This is a genomic window from Streptomyces sp. NPDC029836 (assembly GCF_055574495.1).
In genome coordinates this window covers 367,296-389,234 of sequence record NZ_JBVHZI010000007.1, presented here as the reverse complement: position 1 = coordinate 389,234, position 21,939 = coordinate 367,296, and the positions used below count along the sequence as shown (strand labels likewise).

20 protein-coding genes and 1 riboswitch are annotated in these 21,939 nt (G+C 72.6%); of the genes, 5 read left to right on the top strand and 15 right to left on the bottom strand.

The features are described 5' to 3' along the window. Positions 1 to 34: 34 nt before the first annotated feature. The 10 genes from ACZ4XJ_RS22520 to ribD form a co-directional block, all read right to left on the bottom strand. Positions 35 to 1,078, bottom strand: a complete 1,044-nt coding sequence (locus tag ACZ4XJ_RS22520; protein ID WP_362883612.1) for a hemolysin family protein — start codon at positions 1,076 to 1,078, stop codon at positions 35 to 37. After that, on the bottom strand, positions 1,075 to 2,535 hold the full coding sequence (locus ACZ4XJ_RS22515) for a hemolysin family protein (protein ID WP_362883614.1): 1,461 nt from the start codon (positions 2,533 to 2,535) through the stop codon (positions 1,075 to 1,077). The genes ACZ4XJ_RS22520 and ACZ4XJ_RS22515 overlap by 4 nt, the downstream gene beginning before the upstream one ends. Positions 2,536 to 2,733: 198 nt before the next feature. Further along, the gene (locus tag ACZ4XJ_RS22510) at positions 2,734 to 3,198 is read right to left on the bottom strand and encodes a PH domain-containing protein (RefSeq protein ID WP_362883616.1); all 465 of its coding nucleotides are present in this window, start codon (positions 3,196 to 3,198) and stop codon (positions 2,734 to 2,736) included. 61 nt (positions 3,199 to 3,259) lie between these two features. Then, positions 3,260 to 4,108 carry an ATP phosphoribosyltransferase gene (hisG, locus tag ACZ4XJ_RS22505; RefSeq protein WP_362883617.1) on the bottom strand — a complete coding sequence of 283 codons (849 nt, stop codon included), beginning with the start codon at positions 4,106 to 4,108 and terminating at the stop codon, positions 3,260 to 3,262. A 71-nt stretch (positions 4,109 to 4,179) separates the two neighbouring features. Next, entirely contained in the window at positions 4,180 to 4,458 is a 279-nt protein-coding gene (locus ACZ4XJ_RS22500) for a phosphoribosyl-ATP diphosphatase (RefSeq protein WP_362883619.1), read from the bottom strand. 35 nt (positions 4,459 to 4,493) lie between these two features. Then, positions 4,494 to 4,979, bottom strand: a complete 486-nt coding sequence (gene ribH / locus ACZ4XJ_RS22495; RefSeq protein ID WP_007262951.1) for a 6,7-dimethyl-8-ribityllumazine synthase — start codon at positions 4,977 to 4,979, stop codon at positions 4,494 to 4,496. Between the two features lie 81 nt (positions 4,980 to 5,060). Continuing rightward, complete coding sequence (locus ACZ4XJ_RS22490; RefSeq protein WP_362883621.1) at positions 5,061 to 6,365, bottom strand: bifunctional 3,4-dihydroxy-2-butanone-4-phosphate synthase/GTP cyclohydrolase II; 1,305 nt, start codon at positions 6,363 to 6,365, stop codon at positions 5,061 to 5,063. Beyond that, positions 6,362 to 7,015: a nicotinamide mononucleotide transporter family protein gene (locus ACZ4XJ_RS22485; RefSeq protein ID WP_362883623.1), complete on the bottom strand. Its 654-nt coding sequence runs from the start codon at positions 7,013 to 7,015 to the stop codon at positions 6,362 to 6,364. The genes ACZ4XJ_RS22490 and ACZ4XJ_RS22485 overlap by 4 nt, the downstream gene beginning before the upstream one ends. After that, positions 7,012 to 7,635, bottom strand: a complete 624-nt coding sequence (locus ACZ4XJ_RS22480; RefSeq protein WP_468497122.1) for a riboflavin synthase — start codon at positions 7,633 to 7,635, stop codon at positions 7,012 to 7,014. The genes ACZ4XJ_RS22485 and ACZ4XJ_RS22480 overlap by 4 nt, the downstream gene beginning before the upstream one ends. Continuing rightward, a complete protein-coding gene (gene ribD / locus ACZ4XJ_RS22475; protein WP_468497155.1) occupies positions 7,636 to 8,715 on the bottom strand; it encodes a bifunctional diaminohydroxyphosphoribosylaminopyrimidine deaminase/5-amino-6-(5-phosphoribosylamino)uracil reductase RibD in 1,080 nt (359 codons plus the stop codon). A 217-nt stretch (positions 8,716 to 8,932) separates the two neighbouring features. Continuing rightward, a riboswitch (FMN riboswitch) is annotated at positions 8,933 to 9,063 on the bottom strand. 405 nt (positions 9,064 to 9,468) lie between these two features. Here ribD and ACZ4XJ_RS22470 point away from each other — a divergent pair. Further along, positions 9,469 to 11,850: a chitinase C-terminal domain-containing protein gene (locus ACZ4XJ_RS22470; RefSeq protein WP_468497121.1), complete on the top strand. Its 2,382-nt coding sequence runs from the start codon at positions 9,469 to 9,471 to the stop codon at positions 11,848 to 11,850. Positions 11,851 to 12,033: 183 nt separating this feature from the next. On the opposite strand, the gene ACZ4XJ_RS22465 is transcribed toward ACZ4XJ_RS22470, so the two are convergent. Next, a complete protein-coding gene (locus ACZ4XJ_RS22465; RefSeq protein ID WP_468497120.1) occupies positions 12,034 to 13,197 on the bottom strand; it encodes an ROK family transcriptional regulator in 1,164 nt (387 codons plus the stop codon). A gap of 55 nt (positions 13,198 to 13,252) precedes the next feature. Between ACZ4XJ_RS22465 and ACZ4XJ_RS22460 the strand changes: the two genes are divergently transcribed. The 3 genes from ACZ4XJ_RS22460 (at position 13,253) to ACZ4XJ_RS22450 (ending at position 16,730) form a co-directional block, all read left to right on the top strand. Then, positions 13,253 to 14,467, top strand: a complete 1,215-nt coding sequence (locus tag ACZ4XJ_RS22460; RefSeq protein ID WP_362883630.1) for an MFS transporter — start codon at positions 13,253 to 13,255, stop codon at positions 14,465 to 14,467. Between the two features lie 81 nt (positions 14,468 to 14,548). Beyond that, the gene (locus ACZ4XJ_RS22455; protein WP_468497154.1) at positions 14,549 to 15,973 is read left to right on the top strand and encodes a uracil-xanthine permease family protein; all 1,425 of its coding nucleotides are present in this window, start codon (positions 14,549 to 14,551) and stop codon (positions 15,971 to 15,973) included. Positions 15,974 to 16,049: 76 nt separating this feature from the next. After that, entirely contained in the window at positions 16,050 to 16,730 is a 681-nt protein-coding gene (locus ACZ4XJ_RS22450; protein ID WP_362883632.1) for a DUF5995 family protein, read from the top strand. Between the two features lie 73 nt (positions 16,731 to 16,803). On the opposite strand, the gene ACZ4XJ_RS22445 is transcribed toward ACZ4XJ_RS22450, so the two are convergent. The 4 genes from ACZ4XJ_RS22445 to ACZ4XJ_RS22430 all read right to left on the bottom strand — a co-directional run bounded on the left by ACZ4XJ_RS22445 (position 16,804) and on the right by ACZ4XJ_RS22430 (position 20,916). Next, positions 16,804 to 18,516 (bottom strand): flavin monoamine oxidase family protein, encoded by a 1,713-nt coding sequence (locus ACZ4XJ_RS22445; protein WP_362883634.1) that lies wholly within the window; start codon positions 18,514 to 18,516, stop codon positions 16,804 to 16,806. A gap of 68 nt (positions 18,517 to 18,584) precedes the next feature. Further along, a complete protein-coding gene (locus tag ACZ4XJ_RS22440; protein WP_362883636.1) occupies positions 18,585 to 19,388 on the bottom strand; it encodes a carbon-nitrogen hydrolase family protein in 804 nt (267 codons plus the stop codon). Between the two features lie 178 nt (positions 19,389 to 19,566). Further along, the gene (locus tag ACZ4XJ_RS22435; RefSeq protein WP_362883637.1) at positions 19,567 to 20,196 is read right to left on the bottom strand and encodes a glutathione S-transferase C-terminal domain-containing protein; all 630 of its coding nucleotides are present in this window, start codon (positions 20,194 to 20,196) and stop codon (positions 19,567 to 19,569) included. 591 nt (positions 20,197 to 20,787) lie between these two features. Then, on the bottom strand, positions 20,788 to 20,916 hold the full coding sequence (locus ACZ4XJ_RS22430) for a hypothetical protein (RefSeq protein ID WP_389707811.1): 129 nt from the start codon (positions 20,914 to 20,916) through the stop codon (positions 20,788 to 20,790). A gap of 148 nt (positions 20,917 to 21,064) precedes the next feature. Here ACZ4XJ_RS22430 and ACZ4XJ_RS22425 point away from each other — a divergent pair, with 148 nt between their 5' ends. Next, on the top strand, positions 21,065 to 21,820 hold the full coding sequence (locus ACZ4XJ_RS22425) for a GNAT family N-acetyltransferase (RefSeq protein WP_468497119.1): 756 nt from the start codon (positions 21,065 to 21,067) through the stop codon (positions 21,818 to 21,820). Positions 21,821 to 21,939 lie beyond the last annotated feature (119 nt).

Sequence of the window (21,939 nt, the reverse complement as noted above, 5' to 3'; positions counted from 1 at the left end):
GGGCCGGGCCGGCGGTGTCACGCCGGGGCCGGGGCTACGCGCTGCGGGCGTAGCCCCGGTGGGCGGGGTCGCGGACCTCGCCCACCAGCATTTCCAGGACGTCCTCCAGGGCGACGAGGCCGAGGACCCGCCCGGCCGGATCGGCGACCTGCGCCAGGTGGGTGGCGTCGCGCCGCATGACGCTGAGGGCGTCGTCCAGGGGCAGGGTCGAGCACAGGGTGGTCATCCGGCGCCAGACCCGTTGGGGCACGGCCCGCTCCCGGTCCTCCAGGTCGAGCACGTCCTTCACGTGCAGGTAGCCCATGAAGGCGCCCGTGTCGGAGCGGACCGGGAAGCGGGAGTAGCCGGTGCGGACGGTCAGTTGCTCGATCTGGCGGGGGGTCACCGCCGGACCGACGGTGACCAGCCGATCCCGCGACAGCAGGACGTCGGTGACGGGGCGGCTGCCCAGTTCCAGCGCGTCCTCCAGTCGCTCCTGTTCGACCGACCCGAGGAACCCGGCCTGCCGGGAGTCCTCGACGAGCCGGCCGAGCTGGGCGGAGGTGTAGACGGCCTCGACCTCGTCCTTGGGCTCGACCTTGAAGAGCCGCAGGACGAGCGCGGCGCAGGCGCCGAGCGCGGCGGTGACCGGTCCGCACACCCGGGCGAAGGCGACCAGGCCGGGGCTGAACCACAGGGCGGTCCGTTCCGGAGCGGCCATCGCGAGGTTCTTCGGGACCATCTCGCCGATCACCAGGTGCAGGAACACCACGGCGGACAGCGCGACGGCGTAGCCGAGGGGGTGGATGAGTCCCTGTGGGACGTGCAGGGCGTGGAAGAGGGGCTCCAGCAGCCGGGCCACGGTGGGCTCGGCGACCGCGCCGAGGGTGATCGAGCAGAGGGTGATGCCGAACTGGGCGGCGGCCATCATGCGCGGCAGGTTCTCCAGCCCGTACAGCACTTGGCGGGCCCGCTTGGATCCGGCCGCGAGGGGCTCGATCTGGCTGCGGCGTACGGAGACGAGCGCGAACTCGGCTCCGACGAAGAAGCCGTTGGCGAGGACCAGGAGCAGGGCGAAGAGGAGTTGGAGCGCGTTCATCGGGCAGCGCCTTCCAGCTCGGCCGGTGCTCCGACGGGGTCCGCGGCGCGGAGGGCTTCGGACCGGGCGTTGCGTTCGGCCCCGTCACGGTCGGCCCAGCTCCGGTCGGCCCCGGGGACGGACCCGTACGGGCCGCCGGCGGGGACCGTCGCCAGTCGGACGAGCCGTACGCGTTCGGCGCGGTTGCGGCCGACCTGGCGGACGGACAGCTTCCAGCCGGGGAGTTCGGCCCGGTCCCCGGGGGCGGGGATGCGGCCGAGCAGGTCGGCGACGAGACCGGCGACGGTTTCGTAGGGGCCCTCGGGGACTTCCAGGCCTATGCGGCGCAGGGTGTGGACGCGGCAGCTGCCGTCGGCCTCCCAGGAGGGGCGGCCGTCCTCGGAGGGTGCGGCGGCCAGTTCGGGGCGGCCGTCCTCGGCGAGGTCGTGCTCGTCGCGGACCTCGCCGACGAGTTCCTCCACGATGTCCTCCAGGGTGACCACGCCGGCCGTGCCGCCGTACTCGTCGACCACCACGGCCATCGGCTGTTCGCTGCGCAGCCGTTCCAGCAGCGGCTGCACCGGCAGGGAGCCGGGCACCAGCAGCGGAGCGACGCAGATCCGACCGACGGGGGTGCGGGAGCGGTGCGCCTCGGGGACCGCGAGGGCGTCCTTGAGGTGGACCACACCGGTGACCTCGTCGATGCGGTCGCGGTAGACCGGGAACCGGGACAACCCGGTGGCCCGGGTCAGGTTCAGCACGTCGGCCGCGGTGGCCGTGTGTTGGAGGGCGCTGACCTTCACGCGGGGGGTCATGACGTGCTGGGCGGTGAGCCCGCCCAGCGACAGGGTCCGGACGAAGAGGTCGGCGGTGTCCTGTTCGAGGGTGCCGGCCTGGGCCGAATGGCGGACCAGGGAGACCAGTTCGCCGGGGGTCCGGGCGGAGGCCATCTCGTCGGTCGGCTCCACTCCCAGGGCCCGTACGAGACGGTTCGCGACGGAGTTGAGGCCGGCGATGACGGGCCGGAAGGCCCGGGAGAACACCTGCTGGGGGCCGGCGACGAAGCGGGCCACCTGGAGCGGGCGGGACACCGCCCAGTTCTTCGGGACGAGCTCGCCGACGACCATCTGGACGGCGGAGGCGAGCAGCATGCCTATGACGACGGCGATGCCGGGGACGGCGCCCCGGGGCAGTCCCGTCGCGGCGAGCGGCCCGGACAGCAGGGCGGCGAGGGCCGGTTCGGCCAGCATGCCGACGACGAGGGAGGTGATGGTGATGCCGAGCTGGGTGCCGGAGAGCTGGAAGGACAGCTCCCGCAGGGCGTCGACGACCGTGCGGGCACGGCGGTCCCCTTCGGCGGCGGCACGTTCGGCCTCGGGTCTCTCCACGGTGACGAGGCCGAATTCGGCCGCCACGAAGAAACCGTTGGCGAGGATCAGGGCGAAGGCCGCCAGGAGCAGGAGCAGCGGGGTGGTCATGCCGCCGCCTCCGGGGGGAGGGCGGCGCGGGTACTACCGGACGATCCGTCCATCGCTGGAGGGAGTCACTCCTCTGGTCGCAGGTGCCCACGGGCCTCGGGGTCCCGGGGCGTGTGGGAGGGCGCACGGCGGCGCCCCGCCACCAGGGTAGTCACTGGGATCGCGGCCGCAATGGGACGCAGCGGCGAGCCCGGTGGGCTAGTGGTCGTTCGCGCCGGTTCCCCGGGTTTCGGCCAGGGCGCGCAGGGCGCGGGCGTCGCCGATCGCCTGGGCCTTGGCGACGCCGGGCTGGATGCCGAGGACGGGCAGGCTGGTGCCGTCGCTGAGGTCCAGGAACACCCACGGGTCGCCCGGGCGGAGGTTGACGCGCAGGATCTGCGCCCATTCGAGGCGGCGGGTGGTCGTCAGGTTGATGACGGTGACCCCACCCTCGTCGGCGACCACCTTGGGGCGGCTGAGCAGCACGAGGACCGAGCTGAGCAGGGCGGCGGTGAAGACGAAGCTGACGCGCTCGCCCGCGCTGAGCTTCTCCAGCAGCAGCGCCACGGTGGTGATCGTCGCGAACATGGCGAGTCCGACGCTCAGCAGCACGACCCGCGTCCGGTTCGGCCGGAAGGTGACCGGCAGGGTGGGCGGTGCGGGCTGGGCGGCGGACTCGGCCATGGGTGCGCTCGGTTCTGCGAGGAGGTGGGGGGGGACGTCTGTTGCCGGCGGGCAGCAGGTGTCAGAGGCGGCAGGCGTGGATCGAGGTGGTGAGGATCGCGCGCGCGCCGAGCTCGTACAGGTCGTCCATGATCCGCTGGGCTTCCTTGGCGGGGACCATCGCGCGGACGGCGACCCAGCCCTCGTTGTGCAGCGGGGAGATCGTCGGCGACTCCAGGCCCGGGGTGAGGGCGACCGCGCGCTCCAGGTGCTCGGCGCGGCAGTCGTAGTCCATCATCACGTAGCTGCGGGCCACCAGGACGCCCTGGAGGCGGCGCAGGAACTGCGCGACCTTCGGGTCGTCGGCGCCGGCTCCGGTGCGGCGGATGACGGTCGCCTCGGACTTGAGGATCGGCTCGCCGATGACCTCCAGGCCGGCGTTGCGCAGGCTGGTGCCGGTCTCGACCACGTCCGCGATGATCTGGGCGACGCCCAGCTCGATGGCGGTCTCGACGGCGCCGTCGAGGTGCACGATGGCGGCGTCGATGCCGATCTCGGCGAGGTGCTTGGCGACGATGCCCTCGTACGAGGTGGCGATCGTCATCCCGGCGAAGTCCTCGGGGCCCTTCGCGGTGCCGGGCTTGGTGGCGTAGCGGAAGGTCGAGCGCCCGAAGTTCAGCGGGAGGATCTCCTCGGCGTTCGCCCCGGAGTCCAGCAGCAGGTCACGACCGGTGATGCCGATGTCGAGCTTGCCCGAGGCGACGTAGATCGCGATGTCCTTCGGGCGGAGGTAGAAGAACTCCACCTCGTTCTCGGGGTCGACCGTGACGAGTTCCTTGGACTCCTTGCGCTGGCGGTACCCGGCCTCATGGAGCATCGCCGACGCCGCTCCGGAGAGTGAGCCCTTGTTGGGGACGGCGATGCGCAGCATGGGGCTTCCTTGGGTGCGTAGGTGCGAAAGGGTGGTGCGGGCGGGGCGGGGGGCCCGGGTGGAGCTCCGGCCTAGAGGTGCGCGTAGACGTCGTCGAGGGTGATCCCGCGCGCCACCATCATCACCTGGACGTGGTAGAGCAGCTGGGAGATCTCCTCGGCGGCGGCTTCCTTGCCCTCGTACTCGGCGGCCATCCAGACCTCCGCGGCCTCCTCGACGACCTTCTTGCCGATGGCATGGACGCCCTTGCCGACGAGCTCGGCGGTGCGGGAGGTGCTGGGGTCGCCGGTGGCGGCCTTGAGCTGGAGCTCGGTGAAGAGCTCTTCGAAGGTCTTGGAGGTGTTCGCCATGATGGTCCTCAGAATAAGGGGTCCCCCGCTGCCACTCAGCGCCAGGGTTCGCTGACCGTCCGCAGGGTCATGGCGGTGGAGACGGCGGCGGTGACCGCTTCGTGCCCCTTGTCCTCGTTCGACCCCTCAAGCCCGGCGCGGTCCAGCGCCTGCTCGTCGTTGTCGCAGGTCAGAACGCCGAAGCCGACGGGAACTCCGGTGTCGATCGACACCTGCACCAGGCCCTGGGTGACGCCCTGGCACACGTAGTCGAAGTGGGGGGTGCCGCCGCGGATGACCACTCCGAGGGCGACGATGGCATCGTAACCGCGACCGGCGAGTACCTTCGCCACGACCGGGAGCTCGAAGCTGCCGGGGACGCGGAGCAGCGTGGGCTCGTCGATGCCCAGCTCGTGCAGGGCCCGCAGGGCGCCGTCGACCAGCCCGTCCATGACCTTCTCGTGCCACTGGGCAGCGATCACGGCGACCCGGAGGTCTCCGCAGTTCTTCACGCTCAGTTCGGGTGCGCCCTTGCCGCTCACAGTTCTGCTCCTCGGTGGTTCGTCTGCCGGTGTGTACAGGGGTGTTCGGAATGTGCCTGGTGTGGTGCGGGGTGTGCGGTGTTACTGGTTGCCGCAGGCGGAGGTGGCCACGGCCCCCTCCAGCCAGGGCAGGTCGTGCCCCATCCGGTCCCGCTTGGTGCGCAGGTACCGCAGGTTGTGCTCGCCCGCCTCGACGGGCATCGGCTCCCGGCCGATGACCGCGATGCCGTGCCGGACCAGCGCGGCGGACTTGTCGGGGTTGTTGGTCAGCAGGCGGACGCTGCGCACGCCGAGGTCGGCGAGGATCTGGGCGCCGGCCCCGTAGTCGCGGGCGTCGGCGGGGAGTCCCAGTTCCAGGTTGGCGTCCAGGGTGTCGCGACCGCGTTCCTGGAGCTCGTAGGCGCGCAGCTTGGACAGCAGTCCGATGCCGCGGCCCTCGTGCCCGCGCAGGTAGACGACGACGCCGCGGCCCTCGGCCTGGATGCGGCCCATGGAGGCGTGCAGCTGGGGTCCGCAGTCGCAGCGCTGGGACTGGAAGATGTCGCCGGTCAGGCACTCGGAGTGCATGCGGACCAGGACGTCGGAGCCGTCGCCGACGTCGCCGTGGACGAGGGCGACGTGCTCGACGCCGTCCACGGTGGAGCGGAACCCGTACGCGGTGAACGCGCCGAACGCGGTCGGCAGGTTGACCTCGGCCTCGCGGCGCACGGTGGGCTCGGCGGATGAGCGGCGGTAGGCGATCAGGTCCTCGATGGAGATGATCGTCAGGCCGTGTTTGCGGGCGAAGGGGATCAGCTCGGGCAGCCGCAGCATGACGCCGTCCTCGCCGGCGATCTCCACGATGGCGCCGGCCGGGCGCAGGCCCGCGAGGCGGGCGAGGTCGACGGCGGCCTCGGTGTGGCCGTTGCGCACCAGCACGCCGCCGGGCTTGGCGCGCAGCGGGAAGACGTGCCCGGGGCGGACGAAGTCGGAGGGCTCGCTGGTGCCGTTGGCCAGCAGGCGCAGGGTGGTGGCGCGGTCGGCCGCGGAGATGCCGGTGCTGACGCCGTGGGCGGCGCTCGCGTCGACGGAGACGGTGAAGGCCGTCTGCATGGACTCGGTGTTGTGCTGGACCATCTGCGGGAGTTCCAGCCGGTCCAGCTCCGGGCCCTCCATGGGGGCGCAGATCAGGCCGCGGCACTCGCTCATCATGAACGCGATGATCTCGGGGGTGGCCTTCTCGGCGGCGATGACGAGGTCGCCCTCGTTCTCGCGGTCCTCGTCGTCGACGACGACGATCGGCCGTCCGGCGGCGATGTCGCGGATGGCCTGCTCGACCGGGTCGAGCCGGAAGGTCTCCTGCGGCTCGGCTTCGGGCACGTCCGGCACGGGCTTGAGGGGGGTCATGCCGTTGCTCCTTCGAGGGCCGGGGCGGGGGTGGTGCGCGAGCGCTGGTACCAGTCGTACGCGCCCCACAGGACGAGGGCGAAGTAGACGACGTAGACGAGGCCGGAGAAGGCCAGGCCGCTGTTGAAGGCGAGCGGGACGCCCACCAGGTCGACGAGCAGCCAGGCGAACCAGAATTCGACGAGGCCGCGGGCCTGGGCCACCATCGCGACGATCGTGCCGACGAAGATGTAGGCGTCGGCCCACGGGCTCCAGGACAGCGAGGGGACGAGCGTGAACAGGCCGCCGACGGCGAGGGTGCCGGCCGCCGCTCCGGCGAGGAGCAGGCCGCGCTCCTTCCAGGTGGCGGTGCGCACGGCGATGGAGCCGTCCTGCGCCTTCTGCCGGCCGAGCTGCCAGGCGCGCCAGCCCCAGATCGCGACGGAGATCACCAGGAGCTGCTTGCCGATGCCGCCGGCGAGCTGCGCGGAGGCGTAGGCGGCGACGAGGATCAGTCCGGAGAGGAGCTGGGCGGGCCACGTCCATATGGAGCGCCGCCAGCCGAGGGCGAGCGCGGCCAGGCCCATGAGGTTGCCGATCATGTCGGACCAGATGACCTTCTGGCCGAAGACCTCGAAGGCCTCCGCGTTGAGCCAGGTCAGGGCGCTCATCGCTGCTCTCCCTGGGTGTGGAGCGGGTCGACGCCGGCGGCCATGAGGCGTTCGACGTACTTGGCGAGGACGTCGACCTCCAGGTTGACCGGGTCGCCGGGCTGCTTGATGCCCAGGGTGGTCAGCGCGAGGGTGGTGGGGATGAGGCTGATGGTGAAGTGGTCGGCGGCGGCGTCGACGACGGTGAGGCTGACGCCGTCGACGGTGATCGAGCCCTTCTCGACGACGTACCGCGCCAGGTGGCCCGGGAGGGCGATTTTGACGAGTTCCCAGTGCTCGGAGGGGGTGCGGGCGAGGATCTCGCCGGTGCCGTCCACGTGCCCCTGCACCAGGTGGCCGCCCAGGCGTCCGCCGAGGGCCATCGGGCGCTCCAGGTTGACCCGGGAGCCCTGGGTCAGGGAGCCGAGGCTGGAGCGGTTCAGGGTCTCCTGCATGACGTCGGCGGTGAACTCGCCGTCGGCGCTCTCCACGACGGTCAGGCAGACGCCGTTGACGGCGATCGAGTCACCGTGCTTGGCGCCCTCGGTCACGACCGGGCCGCGCAGGCGGAAGCGGGAGGCTTCGGCGAGCGGCTCGACGGCGGTGACCTCGCCCAGTTCTTCGACGATTCCGGTGAACACTCAGTGCTCCTTGGGGGCGGTGGGGCGGGAGGGGTGTGTGGGTGTGGCGGTGATGCGGATGTCCGTGCCGAGGCGGGTGTTCCCGGTGAGGGTGAGCCGGAGGGCCTCGGTGATGGTCGTGATCCCGGCGTCGGCGAGGGCGGCGGGGCCGGCGCCGAGCAGGACCGGGGCGAGGTAGCCGACGACCCGGTCGACGGCGCCGGCGGCGACGAAGGCGCCCGCCAGGGTGGAGCCGCCTTCGAGGAGGACGGAGCGCACGCCGCGCCCGTGGAGTTCGGCGAGCAGGGCCTCGATCGACAGTCCGCGCCCGTCGTGGGGCAGTCGGACCAGGTCCACGCCGGGCAGGTGGTCGGTGTCGGCGTCCTCGCCGACGGCGATCAGGGTGGGGGCGGCGTCGTCGAGGACGCGCGCGGTGGGCCGGACGCCGGCGTGGGTGTCCAGGACGACCCGCAGCGGCTGGACCGCGCCCTCGACGCCGCGCACGGCGAGGTGCGGGTCGTCGGCGCGCAGGGTTCCGGCGCCGACGACGACGGCGTCGGCCTCGGCGCGCAGCCGGTGGACGTCGGCGCGGGACTCGGCGCAGGTGATCCAGCGGCTGGTGCCGTCGGCGGCGGCGGTGCGGCCGTCGAGGGTGGCGGCGTACTTCCACAGCACGTGGGGGCGGCCGAGGCGGACGGAGGTCAGCCAGGCGGCGTTGCCCTCCTCGGCCTCGTCCGCGAGGAGCCCGGCCGCGGTGTCGATCCCGGCGGCGCGCAGGGTGGCGCCGCCGCCACTGGCCTGCGGGTTCGGGTCCGGTACGGCGTAGACCACGCGGGTGACGCCGGCGTCGATGAGGGCCTGGGCGCAGGGGCCCGTACGGCCGGTGTGGTTGCAGGGTTCGAGGGTGACGTACGCGGTGGCGCCGCGGGCGGCGTCGGCCGCGGCGCGCAGGGCGTGGACCTCGGCGTGCGGGCCGCCGGCCCGTTGGTGCCAGCCTTCGCCGACGACGTTGCCGGCGGGGTCGGTGATGACGCAGCCGACGACGGGGTTGGGGCTGGTGGCGCCGAGGCCGCGGGCGGCGAGCTCGACGGCCCGACGCATGGCGGTGACGCTCGGGTCGGGTGTTGCCTGCGCGGCGTGTGTCGCCACCGGGTCCTCCTGCCTCATCGGGCACGGACTCCGGGGCCTGTCGGGATACGACAGATGAAGCGGGTAGCACACGCGGGGACGCCGAGGCCGGGAACGCGATCCGTTCGAGACGTATCCGGTGGGGATACGCCGATGGACCGCCGACGGCGGCATACCGGTGACTGGCCCGCCGCGCACTGCCTCCCATCCGGACTTTAACCGTCGGTCCAGGAATTTCACCTGGTCAACCGGCCGCTGGCTGCGGACGGGTCGCGGACTATAACCGCCGGTTCGGAATTGCACCGACCCCGGAGTGCGCTGCTACTGGTACTAGGGCCAGTGTGCCACGGGTGATCGGCGGCCATGCGGGTGAATCGCTGTGGCCTGGGTCACAAACAAGCCGTTCTTGAGCGGCGGCGACGCACGGCATGTATGCCGCCGGCGGCGCCGCCCGACACCTGCCACCGGCGGCGTGGCCGCGTCGCGCCGGCACGGCGCCCGCGTCCCGCACGCGCCGGACCGGCACTCCCGAACGCGCCGAGCCGGCACTCCCGAACGCCTTTGGTCCAGACCTATTGACGGGTTGGTCTAGTCCTCTTAACGTTCCCTTCATCCTCCCCGGGAGCCGGCCCTGCCGACGTGCGCACGTCTCAGGCCAACCAGCGCCATTCTTCTGCTTGTTGCTGCACGTGGTGTCCTGCCATCCTCCCCTCCCCAGGAGGCACAATGCTGTCCCCCACTCGTACGAGAGCGATGCTCCTGGCATCCGGCGCCGTCATCGCCGGCCTGCTGGTCGGCGGGCTCTCCGCGGGCGTCTCGCACGCCGCCGACAACGAGAGCTGTCGTCCCGACGGTCTGTACAAGACCCCCGGGGTCGACACTCCGTACTGCTCGGTCTACGACTCCGAAGGCCGCGAGAAGATGGGCGCCGACCACCAGCGGCGCGTCATCGGTTACTTCACCGGCTGGCGCACCGGCAAGGACGGCACCCCGGCCTACCTCGCCAACAACATCCCGTGGTCGAAGATCACGCACATCAACTACGCCTTCGCGCACGTCGGTTCCGACAACAAGATCTCCGTCGGCGCGGACAACGCGAACAACGCGGCCACCGGAATGACCTGGCCGGGCGTCGCGGGTGCCGAGATGGACCCGTCGCTCCCCTACAAGGGCCACTTCAACCAGCTGACGAAGTTCAAGAAGCAGTACCCGAACGTCAAGACGCTGATTTCTGTCGGCGGTTGGGCCGAGACCGGCGGCTACTTCGGTGACGACGGCAACCGGGTCAACTCCGGCGGCTTCTACTCGATGGCCACCAACGCCGACGGCTCGGTGAACCAGGCCGGCATCGACACCTTCGCGAACTCCTCCGTCGACTTCATCCGCAAGTACGGGTTCAACGGCGTCGACATCGACTACGAGTACCCGACCACGATGAAGGACGCGGGCAACCCGCTCGACTGGCAGCTCGCCAACGCCCGCCGCGCGGGCCTGGTCAAGGGTTACGACGCCCTGATGAAGAGCCTGCGCGAGAAGCTCGACCGGGCCGGCGCCGCCGACGGCAAGCACTACATGCTGACCGTCGCCGCCCCCTCCTCCGGTTACCTGCTGCGGGGCATGGAGACCTTCCAGATGCAGAAGTATCTGGACTACGTCAACATCATGTCCTACGACCTGCACGGCGCGTGGAACGAGTACGTCGGCCCGAACGCCTCGCTGTTCGATGACGGCAAGGACGCCGAGCTGGCCGCCGCGAACGTCTACGGCAGCTCGCAGTACGGCGGCGTCGGGTACCTCAACACCGACTGGGCGTACCACTACTTCCGCGGCTCGATGCCGGCCGGCCGCATCAACATCGGCCTGCCGTACTACACCCGCGGCCACAAGAACGTCCAGGGCGGCACCGACGGGCTGTGGGGCAAGGCCTCCGCGACCACCTGCCCGGCCGGCGCGGGTCTGACCAAGTGCGGTGACGGCGCGACCGGCATCGACAACCTGTGGCACGACAAGGACACCAACGGGGTCGAGTCCCCGGCGGGCTCCAACCCGATGTGGCACGCCAAGAACCTGGAGAAGGGGATCGTCGGCGACTACGTCACCAAGTACGGTTTCCCGGCGAACACCACGCTGACCGGCACCTACGTCCGCAAGTACGACTCGACGCTGGTCGCGCCGTGGCTGTGGAACGCGCAGAAGAAGGTCTTCCTCTCCACCGAGGACGAGCAGTCGGTCGCCGCCAAGGCGGACTACGTGGTCAACCGCGGCATCGGCGGCACCATGGTCTGGGAGATGGCGGGCGACTACGGGTGGAACGCCGCCAAGGGCCAGTACGAGATCGGTGACACGCTCACCACGCTGATGTACGACAAGTTCAAGGCGGCCACGCCGTACGGCGCGAAGAAGTCCAACACCGCGCTGCCGACCCAGGCCGTGGACGTGAAGGCGGAGTTCACCGAGTTCAAGCTCGGCGACTCCAACTACCCGCTCACCCCGAAGGTCAAGATCACCAACAACACGAAGTCGGCGCTGCCGGGCGGCACCGAGTTCCAGTTCGACTACTCGACCTCGGCCCCGAACAACGCCTCGGACCAGTCGGGCTTCGGCACCAAGGTGATCAAGAGCGACCACACCGGCAGCAACGTGGGCGGTCTGAAGGGCGACTTCCACCGGGTCTCGCTGAAGCTCCCGGCGTGGCAGTCGCTCGCCCCGGGCGCCTCGGTCGACCTGGCCTTCAACTACTACCTGCCGGTGTCCACGCCGTCCAACTGGACGGTGAACATCTCCGGTACGACGTACGCCTTCGCCGGTGACCTGGCGCGCGGCACCACGGTCGTGGAGCCGGGCGGCACGCAGCCGCCGACCACTCCCCCGACCACCCCGCCCACCACGCCGCCGACGACCCCGCCGACGACTCCGCCGACCACGCCGCCGACGACCCCGCCGGGCGGCACCTGCACCAACCCGGCGTACGTGGCCGGCCAGGTGTACAACAGCGGCAGCCTCGTCTCGCACAACGGCCGCAACTGGAAGGCCCAGTGGTGGACGCAGAACGAAGCTCCCGGCACCACCGGCGAGTGGGGCGTCTGGAAGGACCAGGGCGCCTGCTGACACCCGGTGCGTGAGCACCGCTGAACACCCTGCATGAGACCCGGTGGCCCGGCGGCCCCCGGGTCCTCGTGCGTCCCGGGACCTGTGTCCGGATTCCCGCCGCGGGGCCATCGGCTGGGGGGCGGCTGGTCGGAGGCCGGCCGGCCTGGGGGCGCGGGGGCTGGTCAGGGGGCGGGCGCCCCCTCAGGTGCCGAAGAGGATCGCCTGGGCGGCTTCGCGGGCGGCCAGCAGGGCGCCCTCCATGACGGCCGGGCCCCCGAGGGCGGTGGCGCGGACGGCCGTCGGGACGGGGGTCAGCGTGGTGAGGCGGCGCTCGACCCGGGCCGCGAGGGCGGCTCCACCGGCCCGGCCCAGCTCACCGCCGAGCACGACGCAGCCCGGATCGAGGATCGCGGCGACGGCCGCCGCCCCGAGCGCGAGCCGTTCGGCGAGGGCGTCGAGGAAGGGATCCCCCGCCGCCCCGGCGACGGCTTCCTCCACCGGTCCGCGGAAGCCGTGCTCCGCCGCGAGGGCCGCCACCGCCGCGCGCCCGGCCAGGGCGTGGAAGCCGTCGCCGCAGTCGCCGGCGGTGGGCAGCCCGGCGGTGCCGGGGACGGGGAGGAAGCCGATCTCGCCGGCCCCGCCGGAGGCGCCCCGGCGCAGCCGACCGTCCAGGACGACGGCGGCGCCGACCCCGGCGCCGAGCCACAGCAGGACGAAGGAGTCCAGGTCGCGGGCGGCGCCGACGCGCTGTTCCGCCAGGGCCGCCAGGTTGGTCTCGTTCTCCACCACCACCTTGGCGGGCAGCCGTTGCTGGAGGGCCGTCACGAGGTCCCGGTGCCAGGACGGCAGCCCGATGGTGTCGCCCAGCTCCCCGCTGGCCGGGGCCACCAGGCCCGGGGCCCCGACGACGACGGTGTGCAGCCGCTCGGCGCCCGCCTCGCGGGTCAGGGCCTCCAACCGCGCCACCGCCTCCTCGACGGCGTCGACCGGCAGGGACGCCCGGGCCAGGGGCCGGCCGAGCAGGTCCGTGACCACCGCCGTCGCGCTGTCCGTGCGTACGTCCAGCGCGGCCAGGTGGGCGCGGCGGGCGACGATCCCGTACAGGCGGGCGTTGGGGCCGCGCCGCTGTTCGCCCGACTCCCCCACGACCTCGATCAGCCCCGCGCCGGCGAGCCGCTCGACGAGGTCGGCGACGGAGGGCCGGGACAGCCCGGTCAGCTGCTTGAGCTGGGCCGCCGTCAGCGGCCCCTCGGACTGCAGGAGTTCCAGCGCGAGCCGGTCGTTCATGGCCCGGGCCGTGCTCGGCGAGGCGGGGGACGGGGCGGCGGCGGTCGTCAGCACCTTGGCAGGGGTCACGGCGCCCATCTTAGGGAGGTTCAGGGCACTAACCATCAGGAAGGGTCCCTGATAGTTTACGTCCATGACCGGGGACACCGACCTCAGCCCGGCGCGCCTGCGCCACGCCCGCTTCGCGATCGCCGCCGTCTTCTGCACGCACGGCGCCGTGACCGGCTCCTTCGCCACCCGCATCCCGTGGATCCAGGACCACGCCCAGCTCGGCTCGGGCACCCTGGGCCTCGCCCTCGCCTTCCCCGCCCTGGGCGCGGCGCTCGCGATGCCGCTCGCCGGGCGGATCAACCACCGCTTCGGCGCGCGCACCGCCCTGCGCGGGCTGCTCTGCCTGTGGACCCTGTCCCTGATCCTGCCCGCCCTGGCCCCGAACCTGGTCACCCTGTGCGCGGCGCTCTTCGTGTACGGGGCCACCGCGGGCATGTCGGACGTGGCGATGAACGCCCTCGGCGTGGAGACCGAGAACCGGCTCGGCCGCTCGATCATGTCCTCGCTGCACGGCATGTGGAGCGTGGGCGCGCTGCTCGGTTCGGCCGCCGGAACGGTCGCCGCGCACCTGGGGGCCGACGCCCGGCTGCACCACACGCTGGTCGCGCTGGCCCTGACCGCGGCCGGGTTGGTCGCCGTACGGGGCGTGTTGGACCTGAAGGGTGATCAGGAGGCGGAGGCGCCGCCGCACTTCACCCTGCCGCCGAAGTCCGCCCTGCTGATCGGCGCCATCGGTTTCTGCGCGGTCTTCGCCGAGGGGGCGAGCCTGGACTGGTCGGCGGTGTACCTGCGGGACGTACTGGACACGGACGCGGGCCTGGCCGCCGCCTCCACCACGGCCTTCGCGCTGACCATGGCCGTGGCGCGGCTCGTCGGGGACCGGGTCGTGGACCGGTTCGGGGCGGTGCGCACCGTACGGGCGGGGGGCGTACTGGCCACCCTGGGCGGTGTGCTGGTGGTCGCGGTCCGGCATCCGGCGGGGGCTCTCGCGGGCTTCGCGTTGATCGGGCTGGGCATCGCGGTGGTGGTTCCGCTGGCCTTCGCGGCGGCGGGCCGCAGCGGGCCGGCTCCGGCCCAGGCCATCGCGGGCGTCGCCACGATCACCTACACCTCGGGGCTGATCGCGCCGTCGGCGATCGGCGCGGTGGCCGACGCGACCTCCCTGGTGGTGTCGTTCGCTCTGGTCACGGTGCTGGCGTTCGCGTTGGTACTGGGGGCTGCCGTGCTGCGGCCGAAGCAGGCGGCGGGTTCGGCCGATCCCGCCAACCGGGACGAACCCGCACCTATCGGCCCGTAATATGGCGGCTGGCGCGCCGCGGGGAGCGAGCGGCGGACCGCCAGGATGCTGGACGGGCTGCGGGAACGGAAGTGGTGGAACATGGGCTTCGGCGTGCGCTGGACCCTGCACGGAGACGGACGGACCCCCGCCCCCGGCGCGGTGGTACGGCCGGACGAGCGGCTGTCGTGGCCGCGCACCGCCGGGCTCGGGGCCCAGCACGTCGTCGCGATGTTCGGTGCGAGCTTCGTCGCCCCGGTCCTGATGGGCCTGGACCCCAACCTCGCCATCATGATGTCCGGTGTCGCGACGGCCATCTTCCTGCTCGCGACGCGCGGCCGGGTCCCGTCCTACCTGGGCTGCTCGCTGTCCTTCGTGGGCGTCGCGGCGGCCATCCGGGCGGGCGGCGGTGACAGCGCCGTCGTCACGGGTGCGGTGTTCGTGGTCGGCGCCGCGCTGTTCCTGGCGGGCCTGGCCGTCCAGCGGTTCGGCGCGCGGATCATCCACGCGGCCATGCCGCCGGTGGTGACGGGCGCGGTCGTGATGCTGATCGGTTTCAACCTGGCGCCGGTGACGGCCGCGACGTACTGGCCGCAGGACCAGTGGACGGCGCTGCTGACCATGCTGTTCACCGGTCTCGCGGTGGTGTGCCTGCGCGGGTTCTGGTCACGCATCGCGATCTTCCTCGGGCTGGTCTTCGGGTACGCGATCTCCTGGGTCTTCGACCTGGTCTTCGGCCGGATCCACTCGCCGATGGGCGGCCCGGAGGCCGTCGACCACTGGCGGCTCGACCTGTCGGGGGTCGGCAAGGCCGAGTGGATCGGGCTGCCGTCCTTCCACGCGCCGGCCTTCGAGTGGTCGGCGATCCTGATCGCGCTGCCGGTCGTGATCGCGCTCATCGCCGAGAACGCCGGGCACATCAAGGCCGTCGGCGAGATGACCGAGGACCCCCTCGACGACAAGCTCGGCACCGCCATCGCGGCGGACGGCGCCGCCTCCATGCTGTCCACGGCGGTCGGCGGCCCGCCGAACACCACCTACTCCGAGAACATCGGGGTGATGGCCGCCACCCGCGTCTACTCCACCGCGGCCTACTGGGCGGCGGCCGGGTTCGCGCTGCTCTTCGGCCTGTGCCCCAAGTTCGGCGCGGTCGTCGCGGCGATCCCGGGCGGGGTGCTGGGCGGCATCACCGTCATCCTCTACGGCATGATCGGCCTGCTCGGCGCCCAGATCTGGCTCAACGGCCGGGTCGACCTGCGCAATCCGCTGAACCTGGTACCGGCCGCCGCGGGCATCATCATCGGCGTGGGTGGGGTCGAGCTGCAGATCACCGACAGCTTCGAGCTGGGCGGCATCGCCCTCGGCACCATCGTGGTGATCACCGGCTACCACGCGCTGCGCTACTTCGCCCCGGCCCACCTCAAGGCACAGGAACCCCTGCTGGACTCGGGCACCTCGGCCTACGACGAGACGCCCGGAGGCGGCTCCGCCGGGGGCTCCGCCGACTCCGGCGACAAGCGGGGTTGACGGAGTTTCGCCCGAACCGGGGAAGCCCACGGCCAAGTTCCCCGCACGGCCCGCCCGGACTGCGACGCTGCCTCCCATGGAAGCGGTACTCGCGCGGATGCGCGCCCTCGACGAGCGGCTCCCCGCGCAGGACGGCGTCGCCGTCTTCAACCGGGTGTACCTGACGGTGACGCAGACCCTGCACCACCGCATCGAACGCGGGGACTTCCCCGCGCCCCGGACCGCACGGACCCTGAGCGTACGGTTCGCCGAGCACTACCTGAGGGCGGTGGAAGCGGACCGGGCGCCGGCCTGCTGGCGGCCACTGCTCCAGTACCGGCGCCACCCGGGGGTGCGGCCGCTCCAGCACGCGCTGGCCGGGATCAACGCGCACATCGGCCACGACCTGGCGATGGCGGTGGTGTCGACGTGCCGGGCACTGGACTGCGCGCCGGCCGCCCTGGAGGCCGACTTCGACCGGGTCGGGGACACCTTGGTGGCCCTGGAGGAGCAGATCCGGGAGGACCTGATGCCCGGCCCCGACCTGCTGGAGGTCGCCGACCCGCTGACGCACCTGCTCGGCTCGTGGAGCCTGGAACGCGCCCGCGACGGCGCCTGGTCGGCCGCCCGCCTGCTGTGGACGCTGCGCCGCTCCCCTGACCTGGCCGAGGAGTTCCGCGAGTCCCTGGACGCCGGCGTCGGCCTGGTGGGCCGCTGCCTCCTCACCCCGACCGCCACGACCCCCCGCCGCACACCGTGGGCCGCCGCGCTGCGGTGACCGACGACATCGGGCCGCCCCCACGCGCACAGCGCGTGGGGGCGGCCCGATGTCGTGGGTGGTGCCGGGGAGGTCAGTCCTCCGGGAGTTCGACCGGGGAGATCTCGTCGTAGACGTCGCCCGGGCCCGGGTTGGTGCCGTCGGTGGAGCCGCCGAGGTGGTGCATGACGCCCCACACCGCGTTGAGGGCGGTCTGGACGGCGCCCTCGGCCCAGCCGGCCGTCCAGGAGATGTCGTCGCCCGCGAGGAAGATGCCGCGCTTGTCCTCGGGGAGGCGGTCCTGCATGAAGTGGGTGAACAGGCGCCGCTGGTAACGGTAGTGGCCCGGCAGGTTCGCCTTGAACGCGCCCATGAAGTAGGGCTCGTTCTCCCAGGACACGGTCACCGGGTTGCCGATGATGTGGCGGCGGATGTCGACCTGGGGGTAGATCTCGCCGAGGGACTTCAGCATGACCTCCATCCGCTCGTTCGCGGACAGCGGCAGCCACTTCAGGCTGTCGTCGCACCAGGTGTACGAGAGACAGATGACGGCGGGCTTGTCCGGGCCGTTGTCCAGCAGGTAGGTGCCGCGGGTCATGCGGTCCGTCAGGGTCATCGACATGACGTCGCGACCGGTCGGGTTGCCCCTGTCGTCGACGGCCTTGTCGAGCCAGAACGGCCGGTCGACGGGGATGAAGAGCTTGCTGGACTCCATGTAGTGGGTGCGCTCGATCGCCGTCCAGTGGTCGATCGGGAACAGCGTGTCGTCGCAGGCGATCTTGGAGAGCAGCATCCAGGACTGCGCCGTGAAGATCGCGGCGCGGTAGGTGCGGATGTCGCCGGAGGCGTCCGTGACCGTGATGCGGTTGCCGGCGGTGCGGTGCAGGCGGGTGACCGCCGGGCGCGGGGTGCCGTCGTGCAGCGTGGACAGCGAGGTGCCCTGGGCCCAGTGGACGATCTTCTCGGGCTCGCGCTCCCACAGGCGCAGCGGGAGCTGCTGCGAGCCGCCGACGATGCCGCGGTGGTGGTCGTCGGCCTCGGTGTAGACGACGCGCAGGATCTCCAGGATGGAGTTCGGGAAGTCGGTGTCCCAGCCGCCGGTGCCGAAGCCGACCTGGCCGAAGATCTCCCGCTTGCGGAAGGACTGGAAGGCCTCGGACTTGCAGAGGAAGCCGTAGAAGGTCTCGTCGTCGAGCTTCTCGACGAGCTTCGCCCAGATCTCGCGGATGCGCGGGACGTCCCGCTCGCGCATCGCGGTGTTCATGTCGGAGAAGTCGGCGCCCTCGTCGAGGCAGGCGTTCCACGCGGCGGCCACGTCGCGGTAGACCTGCGGGAGGTCCGCGATGGTCTCGGCGTAGTGGGTCTCGCCCTTGAGGTCGACGACCGTCGAGGGGGTGGCCTCGGCGAGCGGGTTCGGGAACGGCTCGGTGACGAGGCCGACGAGGTCGATGTAGTGCTGGAGCGCGGTGGAGGACGGCGGGAAGCGCATGGCGCCCATCTCCGCGGTCAGTCCCTCGGTGCCGGCGCCCTCGAAGCCGACGGTGCGCAGTCGGCCGCCGATCTGGTCGGCCTCGTACACGACGGGCTTGAGGCCCATCTTCATCAGCTCGTAGGCCGAGATGATGCCGGACAGCCCGCCGCCGATGACGGCGACCTCGGTGCCGAACTCGGTCGCCGGTATCTGGCCCAGGCCCGCCGGGTGGGCGAGGAAGTCGTCGTAGGCGTACGGGAAGTCCGGCCCGAACATGGTGATCGGGGGCTGACCGTCGCTGTGCGGGACGGCGGTGGTGGGCACCGTGGACGTCATGGGGGTACGTCTCCTTGCGGGCAGAGCAGGCAGGGCGGGGAGGAAGGGGGGCGACGGGGCGTCGCGGGTCAGGCGAGGGAGGCGTAGAGCCCCGGACGGCGGTCGCGCAGGTACGGGTTGGTCTCCCGCGAGGCCGCCAGCAGCTCGGGGTCGACGTCCGCGAACGCGAGTTCCTCGCCGCGTCCGGCCCGGGTCCGGGTGACTCCGTCGGGGCTCGCGAGGCAGCTGAGGCCGACGAACTCGAACTCGCCCTCGGGGCCGGTCCGGTTGACGTACGCGATGTACATCTGGTTCTCGAAGGCCCGGACGGGGACCAGCTGTTCGGCGACGAACTGGAACGGGTGCATCTGCGCGGTCGGAACCAGGAGGAGGTCGGTTCCGGCGAGCGCGTGCGCCCGGACGTTCTCCGGGAACTCCACGTCGTAACAGATCATGATGCCGACGCGGAGGCCGCCCAGGTCCGCCTGGACGACGGGGGTGTCGCCGGGGGTGAAGGCGTCCTGTTCGAAGCCGCCGAAGAGGTGGGTCTTGCGGTAGTTCGCGAGCGCGGTCCCGTCGGGGCCGATGAGCTGCGCCGCGTTGAAGACCGCCCCGTCGGCCGCCAGCTCGGGGTAGGCGTACAGGACGGCCAGTCCGTGGCGGCGGGCGATCTCGCCGACGGCGACGGCGGACGGGCCGTCGGCCGGTTCGGCGAGACCGGGGACGTCCTGGAGGTCCAGCGCGTAGCCGGTCAGGAACATCTCCGAGGTCACGAGGAGCCCGGCTCCGCCCTGTGCGGCGCGCGCCGCGGCCTCGTCGAGCTGCTTGAGGTTCTCGGCGGTGTCGCCGAGCCGTCCGGAGCTCTGGAGGAGGGCGGTGCGCAGCGGGGGCATGGGCGTACCTCTGTGACAGGTGGGGTGGGGTCCTTAACACGGTACGTTCGCGCGTTCGACCGCGACAAGCCGTCACCGTTGCGCTGAACGCATCGATTCGTTGCGCGTTCGGGGGCCGGTACGGCGATTCGTTGCGCGAACCCCTCCCCGGACGGTTCGCGAGTCCTTGAACCCCCGGTCAGGCGGCCGCGCCGAAGGCCGGGTGGGCCCGCAGCCTACGGACGTACGTACGGGCGTGCGGGCCGGCGGCGGGCAGCACGGTCGGGTCGAGGAGGGCGACCCACAGGTCCACGTCGGCGAGGGTCGGCCTGTCCCCCAGAGCGTACGGGTGCAGGGCGAGGCGGCGGTCCAGGAGGTCGAGGGCGGCGGTCCGCTCGGCGTGCGGCGCGGCTCCGTCGAGGAGGGCCCGGACGGCGGCGGCGTGCCGGGCGGGGACGGGCGGGCTCAGATCGGGGCGGCCGGCGAGCCGGACGGCGAGGTCGTCGAGGATGTCGGGGGTGTGGTTGCTGACGACGCGGCCGCTCCAGGTGTCGCACAGGGCGGGCACGGCGAGGGCGCCGTCGTAGTGGTGCCCGGCGGCCTCGTAGGCGCGGCGCAGGGCGGCGTGGGTGGCGGGCGGGCCGAGCAGGGTGGTGCCGACGCAGCCGGTCAGGCCCAGCAGGGAGAGGGCGGTCCGCACGCGCAGGGAGCGGGGACAGCCGGTGGAGAGGTAGAGGTGGTAGCGGTGCGGGGCCGGGGAGAACCCGGCACCGATCCGACCGCGCGGGGCCGGCACGGGGGCGCTGCGGGGCATGAGCATCGGAACCATGACGACATCTCCTGTTGGCCTTCCCCTGACCGGGGAGGGGCGGGTCGGGCGGCCGGTGGCCGCCGCGCACGTGGCCCGGGCCCGACGCCGCGCGAACGCGGCGGCCGGTACGGGGCGGGGACGGACGGGGCGGGGACCTGGACGGGCGGGACGGACGGGGGCGGAGGGGCGGACGGGGCGGACGGCACGGGGGGCGGGTCGGTCGTGTGCGGGACAGGGCCGGACGGGGTCGAGCGGGCGGGACAGGGACGCGTACGGGTCGCAGGGGCGCGACCGGACGAGCGGAACGGGACGGAAACGGGACGGTAACGGGACGGAACGGAAGCGGGACGGAACGGAAGGGGGCGGGACCGAGCGGGACCGGGAGGCCCTGGCCCCGGCGGCTCGGGACGCGCCCGCCCAGGGGTGACCCGCAGGGGCATCGGCATCGGGCCGGCCGGTCAGCACTCCCCGCGCCGGGGCGAGGCGTGAGGTCGGCCCCCGGCCGGGGCCGACCTCACGCCGGGCGCGGGCAGCCCCCGGAACCCGGCGTGAGCCCGCACGGGAGCGCGGGCCGGGAATCCGGCGGGAGCCGGCAGCGGGTGTGGTCGGTCAGCGACGCGGCGCGGCGAAGGCGCTGCAGACGCGCAGCAGGTCGATGTGGAGGCGCCGGGTCAGCCACCAGCGCCGCGGGGTGCGTGCCCCCGCGCCGGGTGTGCCGGTCGTCTCCACCGCTCGCATGTCACCTGCTCCTCGGGGCCCGGGCATAACCTGCCCGTGGCGGGCGCTGACGGCAATGGCCGTCCCCCGCAGTCTCCTGGCGTCGTGCGGGAACCGTCAAGAAGGCGGACACCGCCACCGGACTCCGACGGAAGGATCCCCGCACCCCATGCCGACCGACAACTCCCCCTCGCCGCTGGACAATCCGGTCTGGGCGGCCCTGACCGGAACGCACCGCCCCTTCGCCCAGTTCGCCGGGTCCGACCCCGACGACCCCGCCGCCGGCGGCGGACTGGCCGCCCGCTACCTCCCCGACGCGAACCCGTTCTCGGCGCTCGCGGACCCGGACGACCCCCGTTCCTGGGCGGCGCTGGCCGAGTTGGCCGGTCCCGGCGAGGTCGTGTGGCTGACCGGGCTGCCGACCCCGCCGCCGGGCTGGGAGACCGTCGCGTCGATACCGGGCGTACAGCTGGACGGCCGGGCGGTGCCCGCCGAGTCCGCGCCCGAGGCGGTGCGGCTCGGGCCGGCCGACGTCCCCGAGATGCTGGAGCTGGTCCGGCTGACCGAGCCGGGGCCGTTCCTGCCGCGCACCGTGGAGCTGGGCGCCTACCTCGGGATCCGGCACGAGGGCCGGCTCGTGGCCATGGCGGGCGAACGCATGCGGCCGCCCGGTTGGGCGGAGATCAGCGCGGTGTGCACGCACCCCGAGCACCGCGGCAGGGGCCTGGCCGGGCGCCTGGTCCGGGCGGTCGCGGCCGCCGTACGGGAACGCGGGGACCACCCCTTCCTGCACGCGGCCGCGGCGAACACCGGGGCCGTGCGGCTGTACCGGTCGATGGGCTTCGTCCTGCGCCGCGAGCCGGTCTTCATCGGGCTGCGCACGCCGGACTCCCCCGCCCCCCGGGATCCGGAAACGAAGCCTTAACACGGCCTTCATTGAGTGCCGTGACGCCCTGGCATAGCGTCGACGGGACGGGAGCGTGGGCGGCGGACGAGCGGCCGGGGCGGTGAACACCCAGCGGATCAGAGGCCGTTCGTCCGCCT